This is a genomic window from Flavobacterium sp. GNP001 (assembly GCF_054343775.1).
In genome coordinates this window covers 2,891,051-2,913,609 of record NZ_JBTGUX010000001.1, presented here as the reverse complement: position 1 = coordinate 2,913,609, position 22,559 = coordinate 2,891,051, and the positions used below count along the sequence as shown (strand labels likewise).

The following is a 22,559-nucleotide window of genomic DNA, read 5'->3' as shown; positions in this document are numbered from 1 at the left end:
ACTTAAGTTTTAACCATTTTTTAACATCTTACTTCTAAAAAAAAATTCAATTTGCAGCTTCAAACCAAAAGCATTTAATTCAAGTTTTTAAACATAAAATAATGGAAGAAAATACGGCGACTTTAGACATAAGAGCGATCAATGAAAAAATAGAGAGAGAGAGCGCGTTTATTGACCTTCTCGTAATGGAAATGAATAAGGTTATTGTAGGTCAAAAGCACATGGTAGAGCGCTTGTTAATTGGACTTTTGGGTCAAGGCCATATTTTGTTAGAAGGAGTGCCAGGATTGGCAAAAACTTTGGCTATCAATACTTTGTCACAAGCAGTTCAAGGTTCGTTTAGCAGGATTCAGTTTACTCCAGATTTATTGCCTGCCGATGTAGTAGGAACCATGATTTACAACATTAAATCAAACGAATTCTCTATAAAAAAAGGTCCTATTTTTGCAAATTTCGTTCTTGCAGATGAGATCAACCGTGCGCCTGCTAAGGTACAATCGGCACTTTTAGAGGCCATGCAAGAAAAGCAAGTTACCATCGGGGATACTACTTTTAGATTAGACCGCCCATTTTTAGTTTTGGCTACTCAAAATCCAGTAGAGCAAGAAGGAACATACCAATTACCAGAAGCGCAAGTAGATCGTTTTATGCTAAAAACGGTTATTGATTATCCTAAAATGGAAGACGAGCGCATGGTAATTCGTCAAAATTTGAAGGGTAGCTTCGAAAAAGTAAATGCAGTTGTATCTGTGGAGCAAATTTTGCGTGCACAAGAAGCTGTTCGTGAAGTATACATGGATGAAAAAATAGAGAAATACATTCTCGATATTATATTTGCTACCCGTTATCCTGAAAAATACAAGTTAGCTGATTTGAAACCTTTAATCAGTTTTGGAGCATCACCTCGTGGTAGTATCAACTTGGCTAATGCGGCTAAATGTTATGCTTTTATCAAGCGCCGCGGCTATGTAATTCCTGAGGATGTGCGTGCAGTAGTTCACGATGTATTGCGTCACAGAATTGGAGTTACTTACGAAGCGGAGGCTGAAAACATTACATCTGTTGACATTATCAACAAAATCGTAAACGAAGTAGAAGTACCCTAAAAGTGAATAGTAATAAGTGAATAGTAATTAACCGTGGTTGGTTACTATTCACTATTCACTAATTACTAATTACTAAAAAAATGGATACAAAAGAGCTTTTAAAAAAGGTACGTAAAATAGAAATTAAGACCCGAAGATTGAGTGATCATATCTTTTCGGGCGAATACCATACATCTTTTAAAGGACGAGGAATGACCTTTAGCGAGGTACGCCAATACCAATACGGTGACGATATTAGAGCTATTGATTGGAATGTTACCGCGCGCTACAACGAGGCACACGTAAAAGTTTTTGAAGAAGAGCGCGAACTCACTATGATGTTAATGGTTGATATTTCGGGTTCTGAAAGTTTTGGTTCTAAAAATCAGTTCAAAAAAGATATCGTTACTGAAATTGCTGCTACAATGGCTTTTTCGGCTACGCAAAACAACGATAAAATAGGATTGATTTTATTTTCAGATGCAATCGAATTGTACATTCCGCCAAAAAAAGGACGCTCTCATGTATTGAGAATTATTCGAGAACTTTTAGAATTTGAACCTAAAAGTAAAAAAACCGATATTGCTCAAGCTTTGAAATTTTTATCTGGAACTCAAAAAAAGAAAGCTATTGTGTTTGTAATTTCTGATTTTATGGCTAATGGCTATGAGCAAACCTTGAAAATTGCAGCAAAAAAGCACGATATAACTGGAATTCGAGTTTACGACAGTCGAGAGGAAAAAATGCCCGATTTAGGTATGGTCCCGATGCTAGATGCTGAAACAGGTGCCATTGAATTGATTAATACGGGATCAAAACAGTTGCGTTTGCAATATGAAAAGCAGTACCATGAAAAGGTTGATTATTTTAAAGAAACTTTCAGTAAATCAGGCTCCGGAGTAGTACACACAAGAGTTGATGAAAGTTATGTAACAAAATTATTAAGCTATTTCAAATCAAGGTAACCAACTTTTTCAAAGCAAATCAAAAATCGTTAGTCCTCCATCAAAAATCGAGAAAGGTTCAATACTAAAACATGAAAAAACAACTCTACATATTATTAATCCTGATTTCTACCACCGTTTTTGCACAACAAAAACAAGTAGTAACCAGCCTTGATACTATCAAAAATAAAATAGGAGCCGAGTTCAAGTTGTCTATCAAAACAACGGTGGATACGTCGGCTAAAGTCGTGTTTCCAAATTTTAGAAACATTGGCGCGCTTGAGGTCATTCAATCGTATCCCATCGACACAATTCGAATGGATAGCAAATACGAGTTAATCAAAAAGTACGGCTTAACTCAGTTTGATTCCGGTAGGTATGTTATTCCTCGCGTGAAAATCTTTATTAACAGCAAACCGTTTCTTACTGATTCGCTTCTTGTTGAAGTAGCCAATGTGCAAGTAGATACCTTGAAACAAAAAATGTTTGACATCAAAGACATAGCTCCTGCAGAGGATTCTATTGGCGATTGGTGGAAATATCTTTTGGGATTTTTGCTTTTAGCAGGAATTGGAGCTGGAGTGTATTGGTTTGTAAAACGAAGACAACGTAATAAAATTACCGAAGAGGTTTACAAAACCCCAATCGAAAAAGCAACCAACTTGCTAGATACGCTGGAGAAAAAAGAGTTATGGCAAAAAGGAGAAGTAAAAGCTTATTACAGTGAGCTTACTGATATTGCCCGTAATTATATTGAAGAGGCGATTGAAATTCCAGCTATGGAAAGCACCACATCGGAGTTGATTCAAGGTTTAAAAGCAGCATCTCTTAAAAAGAAAATGAAGCTTTCAAAAGATATTATCGAAAATTTGGAGCGTGTACTTAAACAAGCCGATTTGGTGAAATTTGCGAAAGTTAAGCCACTTGATTATGAAATTACAGAAGATCGCAACAAGATTCAAAAAGTGATTTTAACATTGGATAAATCCATACCAGTTGAGGTGCCTGATCAAGAAGAATTGCTGTTAAATGAAGCACAAAGACAAAAACAAATTGAAATGCAATTGCGCAAAGAACGCAAAAAAAGAATCAGTTTGGCAGTTGCAGCTGTCGCCTTTGTTTTGGTAGCCACAACAGTTTATTTTTCTGTAACCAAAGGATTTGATTATGTGAAAGACACGATTCTCGGACACCCAACCAAAGAACTTTTAGAGGGCGAATGGGTGAAAAGTGAATACGGAAATCCGGGTGTGATTATTGAAACACCTAAGGTTTTAAAAAGAGTAGATTTAACCAAAAGCCTTCCTAAAAACGGAATGGCGTTGATTAAAGAGATGCAATCATTTGGCTACGGAAGCCTTATAGATCGTTTTTATATCTTGGTTTCTACCTTTAAATACAAAGCCGAAACGCAAATTGATTTGGCCAAATCTATGGATGGAGCTTTGCAATCGCTTGAGGCACAAGGCGCACAGAATATGATCGTAAAACAAGAGGAATTTGAAACGCCTGAAGGTGTTAAGGGTTTAAAAGCTTACGGTACTTTCTCGCAATTGGATAGCAATAATAAAACTACAGCCAAAATGTATTACGAGGCACTTATTTTTAGTCAAGATGGTGGTTTGCAACAATTACTCATTTTCCATGAAGAAGGAGATACTTACGGCAACACCATTGCAGAGCGTGTTTTGAATACTGTTGAATTAAAACAAGCGAGCAACTAATGGAGAAATTAACGTTTTTAAACCCAGAATTTTTTTGGTTGTTTCTTGTAATTCCAGTAGTTGTATTTTGGTTTTGGAAGAAAAAAAACCAACAATCGGCTACCTTAAAAATGAGTTCACTTGATGGTTTCAAGGGAACAAAATCAGTGATTACAAAACTAAAACCTGTTTTGAATGTGTTTCGTGTTTTGGCGCTTTGTTCTCTTATCATTGCATTAGCAAGGCCACGAACGGTTGATGTGAGTAACAAAACAAAAATAACCAAGGGTGTTGATATCGTTATGGCAATTGACGTATCAGGTAGTATGTTGGCAAAGGATTTAAAACCGAATCGTATGGAAGCGCTAAAGCGCGTTGCAGCCGATTTTGTTCAAGAGCGCCCGAATGACCGAATTGGTTTGGTGGTTTATGCCTCTGAAGCGTACACTAAAACGCCTGTAACTAGCGATAAAGCGATTATTTTAGATGCGATCAATAGTATTAAATACGATAACGTGTTGCAAGACGGTACCGGAATTGGTATGGGACTAGCTACCGCTGTGAACCGATTGAAAGACAGTCAAGCTAAAAGTAAAGTAATTATTCTGTTGACCGATGGAGTAAATAACTCTGGTTTTATTGAGCCTGAAACCGCATCAGATATTGCCAAGCAATACGGTATAAAAGTATATACGATTGGTATTGGAACCAACGGAATGGCCATGTTTCCATACGCTGTGGCACCTAACGGAGAGTTTTTGTTTCAAATGATGAAAGTAGAAATTGATGAGCAATTGATGAAAAATATTGCCAAAAAAACCGAAGGTCAGTATTTTAGAGCAACAAGCAATTCAAAATTAGCCGAAATTTATAACTCAATCAATAAACTAGAAACTACTGAAATCGAGGAGCTTAAGTTTTATGATTACGACGAAAAATTCAGGCTCTTTGTCTGGATTGCTGGTTTTTTACTGTTAGCTGAATTTGGTTTACGAAATACAGTTTTCAAAAGCTTTGTATAATAAAAGTCGAATTCTTAGTAAAATAGAATACCGACTAAAAGAAATAAAATGGAATTAGACGAAAAAAAATATTTATACCTATTAGTAATCCTGCCTTTGGTGGTGCTTGTTTTTATGGCCAATTTATATTGGAAACGAAAAAAACAGCGCGAGTTTGGTGATCTTGAAATGGTAAAAAAACTAAGTCCAGATGCGTCTATTTTCAAGCCAGTTGCTAAATTGGTTTTATTACTTGTGGCGCTTTTGGCATTGGTTTTTGCTTTGGTTAATCCAAAAGTTGGAACCAAGATGGAAACCGTAAAACGAGAAGGTATTGATATTGTTTTTGCCATGGACGTGTCCAAAAGTATGTTGGCAGAAGACGTAGCGCCCAATCGTTTAGACAAAAGCAAGCAATTGGTATCGCAAATCATCAAGCAGTTAGGAAGCGACAGAATTGGCATTGTGGCTTATGCAGGAAGCGCATTTCCGGTATTGCCCATCACTACAGATTATGGTGTGGCGCGTATGTTTTTGCAAAGTATGAATACAGGAATGGTATCCTCACAAGGAACTTCGCTTGACGAGGCTATTAAATTATCGGCTACTTATTTTGATGAAAAAAGCAAAACTAGCAAGTTGCTTATCTTAATTTCGGATGGAGAAGATCATTCTGAAGGTGCAGAAACTGCTGCAGAGGAAGCGAACAAACTCGGTTTAAAAATCATCACCATTGGAGTTGGTACCGAAAAAGGAGCTAATATTCCGCTCAAGCGTAATGGTGTGGTTGAAGGTTATCAAAAAGACAACAACAATGAAATTGTAATTACCAAACTGAATAAAGCCAGTTTAGAAGTGATTGCAAAAACAACGAAAGGCAGTTATGTAAGCGGTAACAATACCAAGGAAGTTGTAGAACACATCAAAAACACACTCAATAACATTCAAAAAACAGAGTTTGAGGCAACTGAAATGGCCGAATTCCAATCGCAATTTCAATGGTTTTTAGGTTTAGGTTTCTTGTTGTTGTTGATCGATGTATTTGTATTGGATAGAAAAACAAGTTGGGTTAATAAATTAGATTTGTTCAACGAAAAAGCATCATCGTAATAGCACGATTGATTCTGTTAAAAATAAAAAATGAAAACAATTCAAAATAGATGTCTTTTAATGTTGCTCTTGGTGGGGCTAAGCTGCTTTGCGCAACAAAAAGATCGAATTTTACCAAAAGCAAACCAAGAATATACAGACAGTAAGTTTGTAGATGCGGAAGCAATGTATCGTATTTCGGATTCTAAATTTCCAAACAAAGCGACTGCACCTTTCAATCTTGGGAACTCCATTTACAAACAAAAACAATCTTCTGAGGCTAAATTTGCTTTTGCAAAAGCATTAAAAAACTCAAAAACACGTCCTGAAAAGCACCGCGCGCTTCATAACTTGGGCAATGTTTTTATGAATGAGAAAGATTATACAAAAGCAGTTGAGGCCTACAAAAACGCTTTGCGCAATGATCCTACCGATGAGGAAACGCGTTATAATTATGCTTTGGCAAAAAAAATGTTGAAAGACAATCCGCCGAAAGACGACAAGAAAAAAGACGATAAAAAAGATAAGGACAAGAAAGACGACAAAAAGGACGATAAAAAAGACGGGGATCAAGATAAAAAGGACGACCCAAATAAAGATAAGAAGGACGACCAAGGCGACAAGGACAAACAAAATAAAAAACCGGATGCTAACGAAAAGGGAGAACCAAAACCGGCTCCGGGAGGAATATCAAAAGAGCGTTTAGAGAATTTATTAGACGCTGTGAATAAAGAAGAAAAGAAAATTCAAGATAAAGTAAACGCCAAAAAAGTAAAAGGTAAACCAGTTAAAACTGAAAAAGATTGGTAATGCAATTACAGAGTGTGATGATGAAAAGATATATAGTGGCAATTGTTTTATTGGTATGCAGTACGCTCAGTGCACAAGTGCAGTTTGAGGCGCGAGTGAGTAAAACAACTTTGGGTTTGAACGAGCGTTTGCGCATTGACTTTATGATGAATGTAGATGGCGACAACTTCGTACAGCCTTCATTTGACGGTTTTCGTATTATTGCTGGTCCAAGTCAACAAGTAAGCCAATCTTGGGTTAATGGCCGTAGTTCATTTGAAAAAGCGTATTCTTATTTTTTGTCACCCAATCAAAAAGGTACGTTTGTAATTAAGTCTGCAGCTATTGAGTACAATGGTCAAATTTATAAAACTGCTCCTATAAAAATCACAGTCACTGCCCCAACGCAGCAGCCTCGAGATCCTAATGATGTACAATTGAGCGCAGATGATAATTTATATTTGGTTGCTGATGTTTCGAAAACCAATCCGTACGTTAACGAGCCGATTACCGTAGTTTACAAATTGTATTTTGCTAACATAGGTATTTCAAATTTAGGTGAAGCTAGCAAACCAAAATACAATGATTTTTGGAGTCAAAATATCGACATCAAGCAATTAGTAGCCGAAGAAGGAATTTTCAAAGGACAAAACTTCAGGTATATCGTGCTTAAAAAAGTAGTACTGTATCCGCAAAAGTCAGGAAAACTAAAAATTGAACCGCTATCACTTACTGTTGATGTGCAATTACCAACCAACCGTAGGGATATTTTTGGACGTATGCTACTAGTTGATGACACAAAAACTGTATCGGCTGGAGCCAAAACCATCAATGTTAAACCATTGCCTGAGGCTGGAAAGCCAGATGATTTTACTGGTGCTGTGGGTAATTTTGATTTTAAAGTTACGCCTTCGAAAACCACATTGAAGCACGGAGAAAGTTTAGATTTGGTCGTAAGCGTTAGCGGAAAAGGAAACTTAAAACTCTTTAGTTTGCCTAAACCGGTTGTGCCAAACGCACTCGAAATGTATGATCCTGTTCATAGTGAGTCCATCAATACGCCACTTTCTGGTATGGCCGGAAAATCAACGGATAGTTACACCATTATTCCGCAATACAAAGGCAATTATCCAGTAAAACCAATGCAGTTCTCTTATTTTGATTTGAACTCTGGAACTTATAAAACCATCAAAACGCCTGAGGTGATGATCAATGTGATTGATGGCCCGTCACCAGTTGATTCTACTGCTGTTGCTGGCAATAAAAACAAAGCGGTCGTTGTAAAAGAATTCAAAAATATCCAAACCAAAACGGAGTTAGTGCCAGTAAGTTCAGATAGATTTTTTGGTTCAAACCGCTTTTTGGGTCTGTTACTATTGCCATTTTTGTTAATTCCGATTGTCATTTTGGTGCAAAACAAACGCGAAGCACTCGCCGGAGATGTAACTGGAAACAGAATCCGTATGAACAACAAATTGGCTAAAAAATATTTATCGGAAGCGAAAAAACAAATCAAAAATAAAGAATTGTTCTACGTGGCTTTGGAAAAAGCAATGCATAATTTCTTAAAAGCCAAATTGCGTATTGAAACCTCTGAAATGAGCAAAGAAAACATTCAAGAATTGTTATTGTCTAAAAATGCAAATCCAGCGGTAGTAACTGATTTTATTACGCTTACTGAAAATTGCGAAATAGCGCGATATGCGCCTTCGTCAAGTGTCACGATTCAACAAGATTTTGATAAGGCGGTCGCAATTATTTCTGATTTAGAGAAACAAATTAGCTAACCACTAAGGGCACCAAGAAGTCGCAGCGTACACAAGTTTTGACAAAATATAATGACTGAAAACGAAATATCAAAAATTGTATTTGAAAGTGCTTTAAAAGTGCACAAAGTTTTAGGGCCTGGACTGTTGGAAAGTGCTTATGAAGAATGCTTATTTTACGAACTTAAAAAAAGTAATTTAAAAGTAGAAAAGCAGAAAGCCCTTCCCTTAATTTATGAAGAGGTAAAGCTAGATGTGGGATACAGAATTGATTTAATGATTGAAGATAAGTTTATAATTGAGGTAAAATCTGTTGAAACTTTGAACGATGTTCACTTAGCACAAGTGCTTACCTATTTGAGATTGTCAGATTGTAGATTAGGATTACTAATTAATTTTAATGTTAAATTACTAAAAGAAGGCGTACGACGAGTTATAAATGGATCACTTTGATAATGTTCTTAGAGAATTCTTTGTGACCTTCGTGTTTAAATTGTTATGAAAAACATATTATATTTATTTTTATTTTCAACCCAATTTTTCTTTGCCCAAAGCGGTTTCGAAAACGGCAATGCTTTGTATGCAAAAGGTAAATATACCGAAGCCGTTGCAGCTTATGAAAGTGTATTGAGTCAAAAACAACATTCATCTGAGTTGTATTTTAATTTGGCCAATGCACACTATAAATTGAACGCGGTGGCACCGGCCATTTATAATTATGAAAAGGCATTGGTGCTAAATCCCGAGAATACAGCTGCTGCTAATAATTTAAAATTTGCACAAAAAAGAACGATTGACGAAATCAAAGTAGTACCTAAAGTTGGTCTCGCAGCATTGTTACATAACATCACCGGGAAGTTGCATTATGATACTTGGGCTTGGTCTGCGGTGGGATTTTCGGGCTTGGTTTTTTTGGTGTTTTTAGGGTATTACTTTTCGAGAAATACTGTAGTGAAAAGAATTTTCTTTGGAAGTATCTTCGTTATGATTGCTGGGATATTGATTTGTGTAACCGCTGCCAATATTGAAAAAAATCATTTTGACAATGACAGACCAGCTATCGTTTTTGCAGAAAGAACAGCAGTTACAAGTCAGCCTCGAAATGGAGATAAACCGCTATTGGTTTTGCATGAAGGCGCTAAAGTTTACGTATTTGAAACCAAAGCACAATGGACCAAAATTGAACTTACTGATGGCACTGAAGGATGGATTGAAAGTAGCGCAATAAAGGAAGTGAAGGATTAATTTTTATCTTCTTGAACAGTTTTTGAATCCTTATTTTTCAACCCATCGTACCATTTCTCGATTGAAGGAAAAATAAAGCGAGCCGTTTTTTGGATAGGATTGTAAAAAAGTGAATTGTCTAAAGTTTCTTTTTTAGCTAAAAAATTATGGTAGTTTATTTTTTCAAATATTGAGAACACAACTCCCAAAATAAGAACGGTTTTTAAAATTCTAAAAAATCCGCCACCAAGTGTATTGGCCCAACCTAAAAAAGCCAAATCAGCAATTCCGGTTAAAATTTTCCCTAGCAAAGAAACAGCAACAACCACTGCAGCAAAGGTGAGCATAAAGGCTATGACTTGCACGGTATTCAGATTCCATTTGACAAAGCCAAGAAGGAGGTTTTTTACAGCTGCCGAAAATTGTATGGCCAAATAAACACCAAGCAATAGCGATAGCAAAGAAGCCAATTCTGCAAAAAGTCCGTTTTTTAAACCTTTGTAAGCCGCAAAAACCAACAAAACACCTACTACAATATCTATAAATCCCATTTGATTGTTGTTAAAATTCTGATCGCAAATATAAATGATTTGTTCTGTACCATTGTCAATTTTCAAGTTCTTATCTTTGCCTGATACAATTGTAAAGGTGATGACTTACTAGTTCGTAACCAATAATTCATAATTCAAAAAAATGTCAAGAGACGCACAATTAAAAGAACGCTGGGAACAGCTTGTCAAGATACTGTCTGATCAATTTTCGCAAGGCGAAGATTTAGATTTAGATGCCATTATTTATTTGATCGGAGTACAAGAGTTAGGTAAAGTACACCAAGAATTCAAAAAAGACGAGAAAGTAAACCTCATGCACATTGCTATTTGCAGGTTGCTAGAACCTTATGGATTTTACGAATTTGATTTTTTCGATAAAGACGGTTGGCCACATTACACTGTAAAAGAAGAATTGCCACCGCTAAAGGCAGGAGAACAATCGGTTTTGATGAAAGAAGCCATTGTAAATTATTTTTTAGAACGCGAAGTAATTGAATAACTTGTTTAAGTAAGAGGATTAGTTGAAAATGTACTGAAACAAACTTGAAACTTTAAACCTTAAACTTGGAACAAATTTCATAAATTTGCACTCTCAAGTACCGATGGAAAATGATAGATAAGATAAAAGAATATATTGGCGAAGCACAAGCTTTTTCAACACAAAATGCAGGAGAATTAGAGGCATTCCGAATTAAATTTTTAGGAAGCAAAGGTCTTTTAAAAGATTTGTTTGCTGAGTTCAAAAATGTGCCAAACGACCAGAAAAAGGAGTTTGGGCAAATCATGAATTTGCTAAAAACTACTGCCGAAGAAAAGGTAAAATCCATTCAAGAAGCATTAGAAAGTAAGGAAGAAAGTAAAGGTTTTTATGGTGATTTAACTCGTGCTGCCGAGCCGCTTGTTATCGGTTCGCGTCACCCAATTTCATTGGTAAAAAACCAAATTATTGATATCTTTTCAACCATTGGTTTCAACGTTTCTGAAGGTCCAGAAATTGAAGACGATTGGCATAATTTTACTGCATTGAACTTGCCAGAATACCATCCGGCGCGTGATATGCAAGACACGTTTTTCATTCAAACTAATCCTGATATTTTGTTGCGTACACACACTTCATCTGTGCAAGTGCGCTACATGGAAAACAACAAGCCGCCTATTCGTACCATTTCACCAGGGCGCGTTTTTCGTAATGAGGCTGTTTCCTCTCGTTCCCACTGTATTTTTCATCAAGTGGAAGGGTTGTACATTGATAAAGACGTTTCATTTGCTGATTTAAAACAAACCTTGTTGTATTTCACCAAAGAGATGTTTGGGAAATCTAAGATCCGTTTGCGTCCTTCTTATTTCCCTTTTACAGAACCAAGCGCCGAAATTGATATTTACTGGGGTTTAAAAACCGAAACAGATTACAGAATCACCAAAGGAACAGGCTGGCTAGAAATAGGTGGTTGTGGTATGGTAGATCCTAATGTATTAAAAAATTGCAACATTAATCCTGATGAACATACTGGATTTGCATTCGGAATGGGAATCGAGCGTATTGCGATGTTGTTGTATCAAATAGGCGATATTCGTATGTTTTACGAAAATGACGTTCGTTTCTTAGAGCAATTCAAAGCAAGTATCTAATTTAATAGTACTTAGTAACTAGTACTTAGTTTCTTGGTGTAAATGACTAAGGACTATGCACTAGGGACTAAAAACTCAATTTATGAAAAAAGACATCATCATCCCCGAAGTAGAAAACGTTTTTTTTGCAGCAGTGCAAGAATGGAGCGACGATTTTATGGAGAAAGTATGGTACGCTTATCTTGTAAACGATAGCGATTACCTCATAGAAAGTGTGATGGTAGTTTCTAAAGCTTTTGGTACCATAGATGGTGAAATGAAAAAAACATCATTATTGCGCCATGCCTTTATGGAAGTGCCAGCAGTTTCTGTAGTTAAGGTTGAAATGATCGAAAAAAGTGTTTTAGCGCTTAATAATGAATTCATGCTTACGTTTTTCATGGATGGAAAATTATACGATAAAAAATTCATATTCAAGGCACACTCCATTAATGAAACTGAAGTTGAAGAAGTACCAATTTTATTTGTTGACGGGGTTATTGTTAGGTAGTTTACCTTTTAACAAGAAGCGTTTAAGTCTAAATAAAATATAGTGATACAAAAAAAGCAGTCGAGAGACTGCTTTTTTTGTTTGAAACTCATTGAGTACTATCGTTGAATAGCTGAAATGAGTCATTAATTATTTGAAGTATAGATTCTAAATCAATCCAGATCTAAGTTTGCATTTTCATCTTTCTTTTTTTATTCAAAAATTATAGATTTTGTTTTTGTTTGGATTTCCAGGTGTAATACCCCAAAACAAATATGCCTACTAAAATATAAGCGACAGCTTTAAAATAAAAAGCAGGAGCTGCAACTTGTGCTGCTAGTGGAGTGTCTTTTAGGTCAAACAATACATTGAAAACCGTCATAAATAAGCCCCAAATACCGCCCATTTTAATTTGATATTTCCATCTTTCGCTCATGGGTATATTTTCAATTTTTAATACTGACGATTTTCTAGTCTAGTTTGTCGGTTAGTTTTTTAAATACTGCTTTGGCATCTTGGCCTTCGTACAAAATACTGTGAACTGCATCAATTATCGGGGTTTTAGCACCATAGGCTTGATTCAGTTTGAAGGCGCTCTTGGCAGCATAATAACCTTCAGCAACCATACTCATCTCCATCATTGCTGATTTTACGGTATAACCTTTACCAATCATATTACCAAACATTCTATTTCTAGAAAAAACAGAGTATCCAGTAACCAACAAATCTCCCAAATAAGCAGAGTCGTTAATATTGCGTTTCATGCGGTGTACTTTTTTGATGAATTTTTTCATCTCGCGAATTCCGTTACTCATTAAAACCGATTGAAAATTATCACCATAACCCAATCCATGAGCAATTCCAGCAGCAATAGCATAGATGTTTTTTAACATCGCTGCATATTCTGTTCCTATAATGTCATCGGTGATTTTTGTTTTAATGTAATTTCCTGAAAGATTTTTGGCAACCAATTTGGCTTTGTCTGGATCGCCACAAGCAATGGTTAGGTAAGATAGGCGTTCCATAGCTACTTCTTCGGCATGGCATGGGCCAGTAATTACGCCGATGTTGTAATATGGAATGTCGTATTTTACATGAAAATGTTCTCCAACAATTAAACTTGTCTCGGGAACGATTCCTTTTATGGCTGAAAATATAATCTTGTTTTCAAGTGAAACAGTTAGTTTTTCTAATTCGGCACCCACAAAAGCAGAAGGTATAGCAAAAATTATATAATCGGCGTAAGCCACTGCCTCATTGATATCGCTTGTTAATTTTAATTTTTTAACGTCAAACTCAACTGAACTTAAATAGTTAGGATTGTGTTTGTATTTTTTAATATGTTCAATTGCAGCTTCATTACGCATATACCACGACATTTCGTCAAGATTTACGCAAAGCATTTTTGCAATTGCTGTAGCCCAACTCCCACCACCAATTACTGCAAACTTTTTATTTTCGGTCATTTTTTACTGAATTTAATCAAAAGTACTTAAAAAAGAAGTAATGAAGCAAATTTAATTGTACGATACCATTCCTTTGAAAATATGGTTTTGTAGATCTTTTTCTTAAATAAATAAAAAATAAATATTTTTTTTTTGATAGTAGTACAATATTATTATTTAATTTTCGTTGTACTTAATTAATAAGCAGTATTTTAACAAATGTATGTATTGAGTGAGTTAGTTATTTTAGAATGTAAAAAGGCGTTCCCTTATTTGGAGAACGCCTTTTTTTATGTTTGCAACTAGTTTTTTTAGTAACTCAGCTCTACAATTGCTTTTACTTTTTCAAGTGTTACCAATTGTTTTTCGCCTAAGCCTAACCAACCTCTTTCTTTGAAGCGGTCTACTATGAAATTCGCTGTATTGTCAAACTCTTTTGTGTAATCTGATAATTTAGTATCCATTCCCATAGTGTGAAAAAAGGCTACTGTTTTGTTGATCGCTTCGTTTGCAATTTCATCATCTGTTCCGGTTAAATTAAAAATACTTTTTCCGTATTGTGCTAATTTTCCTTTTTTGGTTTCAAACATAACGCGATACAAATTTGGACCAACTACAGCTAACGTTCTAGCATGATCAATTCCATACAAAGCCGTAAGCTCGTGACCAATCATGTGCGTAGCCCAATCAGATGGAACTCCTTTTTGAATTAATCCGTTCAAGGCCATGGTGCAACTCCACATAAAGTTAGAAGCCAATGCATAATCTGCTGGACTTTCAACTACTTCAGGACCTACTTGAATTAAGGTTTGCAAAATACTTTCGGCAATACGATCTTGTAAAAAACCTTCGTGCGGATAGGTTAAATATTGTTCCAAAACGTGAGTGTAAGCATCTACTACACCATTTTGCAGTTGTCTTTTTGGTAACGATTGAATGACTGTTGGATCACAAATAGAAAATTTTGGGAATAATGCGGAACCTCCAAAAGCCAATTTCTCTTGTGTAGCTTGAATAGTAACTACTGAACCAGAATTCATCTCGCTTCCTGTTGCTGGCAAAGTAAGAACTGTTCCAAAAGGAATTACTTTAGATAGATCTTTGATCAACAATCTTTTTTGCAGAATTTCCATTGGATTTCCTTCAAAATGCACGGCTGCCGAAATGAATTTTACCCCATCAATTACTGAACCTCCACCAACGGCAAGGATGAAATCAATGTTTTGTTCCTTTATAACGTCAACCGCTTTCATTAAGGTTTCAAAATGCGGATTGGGTTCGATTCCACCAAATTCAACAATTGTAAAATCTTTTAGATTGTTGATGACTTGCTCATGAATACCATTTTTGAAAATACTTCCACCACCATAAGCCAAAAGAATTTTAGCTCCTTGGGGCACTAGCGTGGATAGTTTTTCTATTTGTCCTTTTCCAAAAACTAAATTGGTAGGATTGTATAATTCGAAGTTTAACATCTTATTATTTTTTTGAATTCAATTGAGCCAGTAATTTTTCAGCAACTAATTTTGACGAAGCTGGATTTTGACCTGTAATTAACAAACCATCTTCTACCGCATATGGATTCCAATCTGCTACTTTAGAGTAAATAGCTCCGTTGGCTTGCAAAGCATCTTCTAATAAAAATGGAACAACTTTAGTCAATCCAACCGCTTCTTCCTCGGTGTTTGAAAAACCAGTTACTTTTTTACCTTTTACTAGGAATTCGCCATTTACTTTTACGTTTTTCAACACTGCTGGTGAGTGACAAACAAAAGCTACCGGTTTGTTATTAGTATAAAAAGACTCAATCAAAGCGGTAGAATTAGCATCAGTTGCTAAATCCCATAAAGGACCGTGGCCACCCGGATAAAAAACCGCATCGTAATCAGACTCTTTAACATCGCTTAATTTGTGCGTGTTTTTTAGTTTTGCTAGCAATTTAGCATCGGCATCAAAACGTTTTGTGTCTTCTGTAGCTGCAGTTGGGTCTTCACTTTTTGGGTCAATTGGAGGTTGTCCACCTTTTGGTGTAGCAATATCAATTTGAACACCTTTGTCAAGTAATTCATAATAAGGAGCAGCAAATTCTTCTGTCCAAAATCCTGTTTTTTCTCCTGTGTTTCCTAGTTCAGAATGACTGGTAACAACAAATAATACTTTTTTCATCTTAGTTTTTTTTGTTTTTTGTGCTGTTGCAGATAAGCAACCCACGGTTAATACTAGTAATGCAAATAATGCGATCTTTTTCATTTTGTAATTTCTTTGTACAAATTTACGGCGATTATGTTATCAGTAAAAATAATTTAAATTATGTTTGTGATAAATATATTTATATCATGGTCAATTTAGAATGGTATCGCACCTTTAAATCAGTGTATAAAAACGGAAATTTTTCTGCTGCAGCCAAAGAGTTGTTTATTAGTCAACCCGCTGTTAGTCAGCAAATATCCATGCTCGAAGCGCACGTGGGGTACAAGCTTTTCAATAGAAAGTCAAAAGGAGTAGAAGCCACTGAATACGCTAAGTTACTCAATAATTTAATCATTGAAGCATTAGACCGATTGGAAAATGTAGAAAATGGTTTTCGAGCTAAGGCATTCAACGCCAACCGTTTAATTTCAATAGGAATTTCGAAACATTTAATGTCTAGTTTGGGAAGTGCTCTAGTTTCAAAGTTTGAATATATTGACTTTAGTTTTTATGACAATGACACATTGTTTGAATTGGTGAACGAAAAAAAACTAGATTTTGCGGTAGTTACTCAGCAATATGACACCTTTGATACCATTCAGAAAAAAGTTGGTGAGATCAAGCAAGTAATTGTAGGTTCGCCAGAAATTGATGCTTCGCCATTAAGAGCAAGTATAAAACTAAAAGATTTTGCGGCAATTGAATATTGGTTAAACGATCAAAAATGGTACAGCCACAATGCTCAAATTCCGCATATAAAATTATTTTGGTTGCATGTCTTTAACAAAAAAAGACCGTCGATGGTTCCTAACTATATCATTCCTTCCGAATATGAAATGCTCGAAATTATTTCTAGAAATACAGGAATAGGAGTAGTTTGGGATATCAATGCAAAAAAATTACTAGCCGAAAACAAAATCCAATTGTTGTGGAATAGTAAACAAATGCCCAGTACAGTTGTTTATGTTTTATCAGGTAAAAATGAGAACTTGAGTTCTATTTTTGAGAATATTCAAGCGGAGTTGAAAAAGGTTTTTTGATTTTTATTTCTTATAAAAATTATTGTGATCAATATATTCCCAAACTTTTGCGGGCAACAGCGGTTGAATGTTTTTGCCTTTTTTGATGTTGTCGCGTATAAAAGTTGCTGAAATCTCTACAACAGGCGCATCAATCAAATGTATTTTAGGGTGATTTTTAAACTCGACATTTTCCTCTTCGGATGAGATTCGTGGGTACACGTAAATGTCATGACGCTCAAGGATAACTTCGTAGTTTTTCCATTTATGTAAGGACTTCAAATTGTCTTCTCCCATGATTAAAGAGAATTCGTAGTTAGGATATTTTTCCTCTAAGTGCACAAGCGTATTTACCGTATAATTTGGCTGAGGTAATTTAAATTCAATATTTGATGGCTTGATTTTTGGGAAATCCTCAGTTGCTAGAAACACCATTTGCAAACGATGATAATCATCAAGCAGTGTGCTTTTTTTCTTCAAAGGATTGTGTGGCGTAACTACCATCCAAACCTGATCTAAATCAGAATGCTCTGCCATGTGATTGGCAATGATAAGATGCCCAATATGAATGGGATTAAATGTTCCGAAATAAAGTCCGATTTTCATTTTTCTAGTCCTTAGTTTTTTTGTTTTTAGTCCTTAGTACCTAGTGATTAGTCCTAAGTAATTAGTCCTAAGTAATTAGTCCTTAGTCTTTAGTTTTTAGTTCTTAGTGTATAGTCCTTATTGTTTTTAAAAGGGGGTAAAGTGGTTATATGGTGGAAATTACTTTAAGTTTTTTGCAAAAGCATTAATCATTTTACTTTCTTCTTCAATTAAAGACATAATTTCAGTAATCAAGTTGTCATCGGTAATAAATCCTAATTCTCTAGCGATGATTAGTTGGGTTTCTATTTCGTTTAAGGAGCCTCTAGCAATATTTAAAAAATGATTGAATGACTTGTCTGTTTGACGTCCAAAACCTTCTGCAATAATTGAAGAAACTGATACACTTGCTCTTTTCAACTGGCTAGTAAGAGCGTATATTTCGTCTTTTGGAAAATCCTTTGTAAGCTTATAAACCAAAACCACAATTTTAATTCCTTTTTGCCAAATAAGTAATTCTTTATATGATTTAACTCCACCCATAAATAAATGATCTAATAATTGTTTTTTTCGAACTACAATTTACAAAAAAAACTAATTACTAATAACTTAGGACTAATCACTAAGTACTTAGGACTAAAAACTACTCAGAAACAAAATCCTTCACCAATTGATAAGCTTCTTTAAGAGCAACAGGCAAATCGTAGTTCTTGATAATCACATCAAATTGTGGAGCAGTTGCTAATTCTACAGATGCTTTAGCAATACGCATATTGATTTTGTCATCACTTTCAGTGGATCGTTCCTTTAATCGTCTTTTGAGTTCATCCACGCTTGGTGGTTTTACAAAAACAGCCAAAGTTTCCTCTGGGAATTTATGTTTGATTCGCAATCCGCCTGCTACATCAATATCAAAAATCACGTTTTTACCAAGTGCCCAGATACGCTCTACTTCACTTTTTAAAGTTCCGTAAAAATTATCTCTGTAAACTTCTTCCCATTCTACGAAATCCTCGTTTTTAATGTGTGTTTTAAAATCTTTCAGCGACATAAAATAGTAATCCTTGCCACTTACTTCTTCACCACGAGCCTCGCGCGTAGCTGCTGATATCGAAAACTCTAAATTTAAGTCTTCTTGTTTTAATAAATGCCTAACTATAGTAGTTTTTCCAGAACCTGACGGTGCCGAGAATACGATTAATTTTCCTTTTTTCATCTTAATAATGATTAGTCCAGAGTTCTTGGTCTTTAGTCCTTCATTTTTGAATACGGGGGACTTGTGACTAAGTACAAATTACTTTTATAACACGTTCAACACTTGTTCCTTAATTTTTTCTAATTCGTCTTTCATTTGAACGACTAATTTTTGCATTTGTGCATGATTTGATTTAGAACCCATCGTGTTGATTTCACGTCCCATTTCTTGAGTAATAAAACCTAATTTTCTTCCGTTAGCTTCGGTTCCGTTGATGGTTTCTAGGAAATAATCGAGGTGATTCGTCAAGCGTACTTTTTCTTCGGTGATGTCTAGTTTCTCTAAGTAGTAAATCAATTCTTGTTCAAATCGATTCTCATCAACATTCACTTTCAATTCAGCAATTGCGGTTTGCAAACGATCTTTTATCGCTTGAACACGCTCTGGATCAAGTGCCAAAGCTTCTGTCATGTATTGACGAATATTAGCAATACGCAATTGGAATTCTTTTTCAAGTGACATGCCTTCATCTTGCCTGAAGTTCAAGATGTTTTGCAACGCTTCTTCTATAACGGTTTGAATTTGAATCCAATCGTTTTCATCAATTTCTTCGCGTTCTATTTTCATGGTATCCGGCATGCGAACAGCCATTTTCATCAATTCGGTTTCATCAGCTTGTGGGTATACTTCGCGTAACTGACTGATGTATGCTTTTACAATAGGTACATTTACTTTGGTAGAAGTTTGCTCAGCAGTACTTTCCATAAAAATAGAAAAATCAACTTTGCCTCTCTCGAGTTTCAGTGCAATTTGGTTGCGCAAACCCAGTTCCATTTCGCGGTAAAGCGATGGCATGCGAACATTTAAATCGAGTCCTTTACTGTTTAATGATTTAACTTCTACTGTTATTTTTTTGGTTGGCAATTGCAAAGTAGCTTTACCAAAACCGGTCATTGATTGTATCATATTGTTTTCTAAAAGAGGGCAAAGATAAGGAAAAAGTGTTCAGTGATTCGTTTTTAGTCTCAGTCTCAGTTTTTAGGGTGTAGTGTTCAGTTTTCAGTCTCAGTGTTCAGCAATCAAATTCGTAATCCAACCTCATTTTTGTAAACTACTTTTCATAACTGCCAACTCCAACTGCCAACTGTAAACTAGTTTTTTTTCATAGTCACCAAATAAACGCCACTAAATATTAAGATAGCCGACCCAATTTTGACCAAACTCAATTCGTCTTTACCTAATCCAATTGCGAAGACAGTAGCAAAAAAGGGTTGCAAATAAATAAAAACAGCAACCGTAGTTGGTTTTAATCCTTTCATCGAAAGTAAGTTCAATAGGTACGTCAAAAAGGTCGAAAAAATCACTACAAAGCCTATTTTCCAGCCAATAGCCTCAGGCACTGCTGCCCAGTTAACCGCCTGAAATTCGTTCCATCCAAAAGGCAAAACCATTAAAAAGCCAAACAAATAAATCCATTTTACAAAAGTAAAAGCATTGTACTTATCCATTAATTTCTTGACTACAATCAGATAAAAACCGTATGAAATAGCATTTACTAAAACCAGAAAATTCCCCAACCCAGCATTGGTAGCATTACCGATAGATTTGCCGTATAAAATTAAAAATGCCGTTCCTATGAGCCCGAGTACAATTCCAAAAACTTTTCGTTTTTGCATGCGTTCTTTCATAATTATGGCCGAAAGTGTCAACACAATCATTGGGGTTGATACCATAATTACCGCTGCGCTTATGGGCGATGTCAAGCTCAATCCTTTAAAAAAAGTTAGCATATTAAATGCTACACCAAAAAAAGCAGCCGCTATAATTCGAGGAAAATCACCAATCTCTATTTTTTCTTTTGGCATAAAAAGCCATACCAGCCAAAAGAGTAATACTGAGCCACCCACCCGAAGTAAAATAAATCCATACGCATCAATGTACGCGGGCATTACATCCTTGGCAATGGTAAAAGTGACACCATAAATAATCGATACCAGTGTGGCGCCAATCAGCGCAAGATTGCGTTTAGACATTTGCAAAGGCAAGCATTACTTGGTGCATGTTTTGTTGGCTGTTGCCAATGTAAATCTTGTTTTTGATGATGAAAACAGGACGACTCAAAAACGTATAATGCTCCAAAATATATTTTTTATAATCGTCTTCGGTCAAGTTTTTATTTTTCAAATCCATCGATTTGTAAAGCTGTGCTTTTTTGCTAAAAAGCGCTTCGTAACTACCCGAAAGCTCGCGCATTTGCTCCAGTTCAGTTTCGGTAATCGGATTTTGTTTGATGTCGTGAAAACTCAAATTGTGGTTTTCTGGCAATGATTTAATGATTTTTCTGCAAGTGTCGCAGGAGGCGAGATAGTATATTTTGTCCATGAATCGTATAATTTCTTTCTGCAAAGAAAATTCATTTGCCACGTAAATTGCTTATTTTTATCAAAAAATATAAAAAAATGAAGCAAGTATTTGACGTTACAACCACAAGCAGAAAAATGATTTCTACTTTTCTTGAAAACTATTCCTTGGCGCAACTCAATACCATTCCGCCGGGATTCAACAATAATTTAATTTGGAACATCGGGCACATTATCGTTTCGCAGCAAATTTTGGTTTACAAACTATCAGGTTTGCCACTTTTGGTCTCAAATGAATTGGTCGAAAAGTACATGAAAGGAACTCGCCCTGAAACTGATGCATCAAAGGCCGAAGTAGATGAAATTAAACACCTTTTAACGCATACATTGCAGCAAACGCAAGCAGATTTTGAGCAAAATCGCTTTCAAAACTATACACCATACACAACATCTACCGGCGGTCATGTATTGAACAACGCGCTCGATGCTATGGCTTTCAGTAATTTTCATGAAGGGCTTCACATAGGTTGCATGCTCATGATTCGCAAATTTATTTAAGCAAATAATTCAGGATTTCAGGAGCTATTTCCTGCCATTCGTTACAATCTGTGGGTCCAAAACCATTTTTTCTAAGGCATAAAAGGAGCTTCCTGCGGTCGCTCTTTTCTACCAAAAAAAAATAGGGTTTTGGACCCACAGGATTTTCACTACTGTCAGGGCTAGTGCGAGTATTAGTGCTAAGAAAATCTTATTTTAGCAACATGTACTCCGCAATAGTATCGTAAGGCAAGAGTAATTCTTTCGGGCCATCGGCGTATGAGGCGGCTTCGTAAGAGTTGTAATAAAGGAGCAATCCTTTGTCAGTGTAAAAAATAGTTTGCGGAAGCGCAAATTGATCTTCTTCAAACATCAGCCCAGTTGAATTGATCGATGCTGAACTCGGGATTTTGTATTTAGCTCTGAATTTTTTTTCGGCGAAAGTCTTAAAACCAGCTACATCATTAAATAAAGTTTCATTTGTCAAAGCTTTTCCAGTTGCGGGGTCAAACAGTAAAGAACGCAATCCTTGGTAGCCGTGAGCGCCACCCGTATAGGTGTAATGATTAATTTCAATGTTGAGCACCGCTGCCGATTGGTATTTTATTTTACCCGAAACAGTAGCTTCCCAACCCATTGTTTCGCCTGGAAAATCTTTCTGCAATGCCTCGTACGAGTCGATAAAAGCTTTTGTTAATCCATCATAGGTGGTTGCTTCGTATGGTTTTTCACCAAAATAAACGATCTCTTTTAAAACCGAAAACACTTTTTTATTAATGCTATCAGCTACTACATCTTTGTTGCTGGCTACTGGGATTTTTATGTCAATTTGTGGGCAATTTTCGGTACAAGCAATCTTTGATTTTTTCTGATACGTTTCGGTTACAAATTGAAGGTCCTTGGTGCAACTACTTAATAAAAGCAAGAGCGCGGCAAAAAAGAAATAGGGTTTCATGAGGCAATTGTTAATTAAATACA

26 protein-coding genes are annotated in these 22,559 nt (G+C 35.8%); 14 read left to right on the top strand and 12 right to left on the bottom strand.

All coding sequences use genetic code 11. The features are described from left to right. Positions 1–101: 101 nt before the first annotated feature. From ACXX8U_RS12475 to ACXX8U_RS12435, 9 genes are all read left to right on the top strand, one after another. The gene (locus ACXX8U_RS12475) at positions 102–1,106 is read left to right on the top strand and encodes an AAA family ATPase (RefSeq protein ID WP_166132738.1); all 1,005 of its coding nucleotides are present in this window, start codon (positions 102–104) and stop codon (positions 1,104–1,106) included. Positions 1,107–1,186: 80 nt separating this feature from the next. Further along, complete coding sequence (locus tag ACXX8U_RS12470) at positions 1,187–2,050, top strand: DUF58 domain-containing protein (protein WP_166132739.1); 864 nt, start codon at positions 1,187–1,189, stop codon at positions 2,048–2,050. A 71-nt stretch (positions 2,051–2,121) separates the two neighbouring features. Then, a complete protein-coding gene (locus ACXX8U_RS12465) occupies positions 2,122–3,753 on the top strand; it encodes a hypothetical protein (protein WP_458566118.1) in 1,632 nt (543 codons plus the stop codon). Further along, positions 3,753–4,754 (top strand): vWA domain-containing protein, encoded by a 1,002-nt coding sequence (locus ACXX8U_RS12460; RefSeq protein ID WP_166132741.1) that lies wholly within the window; start codon positions 3,753–3,755, stop codon positions 4,752–4,754. Before ACXX8U_RS12465 ends, ACXX8U_RS12460 begins: the two co-directional genes overlap by 1 nt. Before the next feature lie 48 nt (positions 4,755–4,802). Next, positions 4,803–5,843, top strand: coding sequence for a VWA domain-containing protein (locus ACXX8U_RS12455; protein WP_458566117.1), 1,041 nt, complete (start codon positions 4,803–4,805; stop codon positions 5,841–5,843). A gap of 30 nt (positions 5,844–5,873) precedes the next feature. Continuing rightward, positions 5,874–6,632: a tetratricopeptide repeat protein gene (locus ACXX8U_RS12450; protein ID WP_458566116.1), complete on the top strand. Its 759-nt coding sequence runs from the start codon at positions 5,874–5,876 to the stop codon at positions 6,630–6,632. Between the two features lie 20 nt (positions 6,633–6,652). Next, a complete protein-coding gene (locus ACXX8U_RS12445) occupies positions 6,653–8,398 on the top strand; it encodes a BatD family protein (protein WP_458566409.1) in 1,746 nt (581 codons plus the stop codon). A gap of 51 nt (positions 8,399–8,449) precedes the next feature. Next, the gene (locus tag ACXX8U_RS12440; protein WP_458566115.1) at positions 8,450–8,830 is read left to right on the top strand and encodes a GxxExxY protein; all 381 of its coding nucleotides are present in this window, start codon (positions 8,450–8,452) and stop codon (positions 8,828–8,830) included. Positions 8,831–8,875: 45 nt separating this feature from the next. Continuing rightward, positions 8,876–9,622 (top strand): tetratricopeptide repeat protein, encoded by a 747-nt coding sequence (locus ACXX8U_RS12435; protein ID WP_458566114.1) that lies wholly within the window; start codon positions 8,876–8,878, stop codon positions 9,620–9,622. Here the strand turns inward: ACXX8U_RS12435 and ACXX8U_RS12430 are convergent. Further along, positions 9,619–10,218, bottom strand: a complete 600-nt coding sequence (locus tag ACXX8U_RS12430) for a CvpA family protein (RefSeq protein WP_458566113.1) — start codon at positions 10,216–10,218, stop codon at positions 9,619–9,621. The genes ACXX8U_RS12435 and ACXX8U_RS12430 overlap by 4 nt on opposite strands. 76 nt (positions 10,219–10,294) lie before the next feature. Between ACXX8U_RS12430 and ACXX8U_RS12425 the strand changes: the two genes are divergently transcribed. From ACXX8U_RS12425 to ACXX8U_RS12415, 3 genes are all read left to right on the top strand, one after another. Then, the gene (locus ACXX8U_RS12425; RefSeq protein WP_458566112.1) at positions 10,295–10,651 is read left to right on the top strand and encodes a hypothetical protein; all 357 of its coding nucleotides are present in this window, start codon (positions 10,295–10,297) and stop codon (positions 10,649–10,651) included. 110 nt (positions 10,652–10,761) lie between these two features. After that, positions 10,762–11,781 carry a phenylalanine--tRNA ligase subunit alpha gene (gene pheS / locus ACXX8U_RS12420; protein ID WP_166132748.1) on the top strand — a complete coding sequence of 340 codons (1,020 nt, stop codon included), beginning with the start codon at positions 10,762–10,764 and terminating at the stop codon, positions 11,779–11,781. Positions 11,782–11,863: 82 nt separating this feature from the next. Then, positions 11,864–12,271 (top strand): hypothetical protein, encoded by a 408-nt coding sequence (locus tag ACXX8U_RS12415; RefSeq protein WP_458566111.1) that lies wholly within the window; start codon positions 11,864–11,866, stop codon positions 12,269–12,271. A gap of 202 nt (positions 12,272–12,473) precedes the next feature. Here ACXX8U_RS12415 and ACXX8U_RS12410 read toward each other — a convergent pair whose 3' ends face one another. The 4 genes from ACXX8U_RS12410 to ACXX8U_RS12395 form a co-directional block, all read right to left on the bottom strand. After that, entirely contained in the window at positions 12,474–12,686 is a 213-nt protein-coding gene (locus ACXX8U_RS12410; protein WP_458566110.1) for a hypothetical protein, read from the bottom strand. 34 nt (positions 12,687–12,720) lie between these two features. Then, on the bottom strand, positions 12,721–13,716 hold the full coding sequence (locus tag ACXX8U_RS12405; RefSeq protein ID WP_458566109.1) for an NAD(P)H-dependent glycerol-3-phosphate dehydrogenase: 996 nt from the start codon (positions 13,714–13,716) through the stop codon (positions 12,721–12,723). Between the two features lie 290 nt (positions 13,717–14,006). Continuing rightward, complete coding sequence (locus ACXX8U_RS12400) at positions 14,007–15,170, bottom strand: iron-containing alcohol dehydrogenase (protein WP_458566108.1); 1,164 nt, start codon at positions 15,168–15,170, stop codon at positions 14,007–14,009. A 4-nt stretch (positions 15,171–15,174) separates the two neighbouring features. After that, on the bottom strand, positions 15,175–15,945 hold the full coding sequence (locus ACXX8U_RS12395; protein ID WP_458566107.1) for a type 1 glutamine amidotransferase domain-containing protein: 771 nt from the start codon (positions 15,943–15,945) through the stop codon (positions 15,175–15,177). A gap of 86 nt (positions 15,946–16,031) precedes the next feature. Here ACXX8U_RS12395 and ACXX8U_RS12390 point away from each other — a divergent pair, with 86 nt between their 5' ends. Continuing rightward, positions 16,032–16,925, top strand: a complete 894-nt coding sequence (locus tag ACXX8U_RS12390) for a LysR family transcriptional regulator (protein ID WP_458566106.1) — start codon at positions 16,032–16,034, stop codon at positions 16,923–16,925. A 3-nt stretch (positions 16,926–16,928) separates the two neighbouring features. On the opposite strand, the gene nadD is transcribed toward ACXX8U_RS12390, so the two are convergent. From nadD to ACXX8U_RS12360, 6 genes are all read right to left on the bottom strand, one after another. Next, complete coding sequence (gene nadD / locus ACXX8U_RS12385; RefSeq protein ID WP_458566105.1) at positions 16,929–17,510, bottom strand: nicotinate (nicotinamide) nucleotide adenylyltransferase; 582 nt, start codon at positions 17,508–17,510, stop codon at positions 16,929–16,931. A 159-nt stretch (positions 17,511–17,669) separates the two neighbouring features. Then, the gene (locus tag ACXX8U_RS12380) at positions 17,670–18,032 is read right to left on the bottom strand and encodes a four helix bundle protein (RefSeq protein ID WP_458566104.1); all 363 of its coding nucleotides are present in this window, start codon (positions 18,030–18,032) and stop codon (positions 17,670–17,672) included. 100 nt (positions 18,033–18,132) lie between these two features. Then, entirely contained in the window at positions 18,133–18,705 is a 573-nt protein-coding gene (gmk, locus tag ACXX8U_RS12375) for a guanylate kinase (protein ID WP_458566103.1), read from the bottom strand. An 84-nt stretch (positions 18,706–18,789) separates the two neighbouring features. Further along, a complete protein-coding gene (locus ACXX8U_RS12370; protein ID WP_458566102.1) occupies positions 18,790–19,650 on the bottom strand; it encodes a YicC/YloC family endoribonuclease in 861 nt (286 codons plus the stop codon). 185 nt (positions 19,651–19,835) lie between these two features. Beyond that, complete coding sequence (locus ACXX8U_RS12365) at positions 19,836–20,717, bottom strand: DMT family transporter (protein WP_458566101.1); 882 nt, start codon at positions 20,715–20,717, stop codon at positions 19,836–19,838. Then, a complete protein-coding gene (locus ACXX8U_RS12360) occupies positions 20,710–21,066 on the bottom strand; it encodes an arsenate reductase family protein (RefSeq protein WP_458566100.1) in 357 nt (118 codons plus the stop codon). Before ACXX8U_RS12360 ends, ACXX8U_RS12365 begins: the two co-directional genes overlap by 8 nt. 77 nt (positions 21,067–21,143) lie before the next feature. Between ACXX8U_RS12360 and ACXX8U_RS12355 the strand changes: the two genes are divergently transcribed. Beyond that, positions 21,144–21,602: a DinB family protein gene (locus ACXX8U_RS12355; protein ID WP_458566099.1), complete on the top strand. Its 459-nt coding sequence runs from the start codon at positions 21,144–21,146 to the stop codon at positions 21,600–21,602. A 190-nt stretch (positions 21,603–21,792) separates the two neighbouring features. On the opposite strand, the gene ACXX8U_RS12350 is transcribed toward ACXX8U_RS12355, so the two are convergent. Continuing rightward, positions 21,793–22,536: a DUF3298 and DUF4163 domain-containing protein gene (locus ACXX8U_RS12350; protein ID WP_458566098.1), complete on the bottom strand. Its 744-nt coding sequence runs from the start codon at positions 22,534–22,536 to the stop codon at positions 21,793–21,795. Between the last annotated feature and the right edge of the window lie 23 nt (positions 22,537–22,559).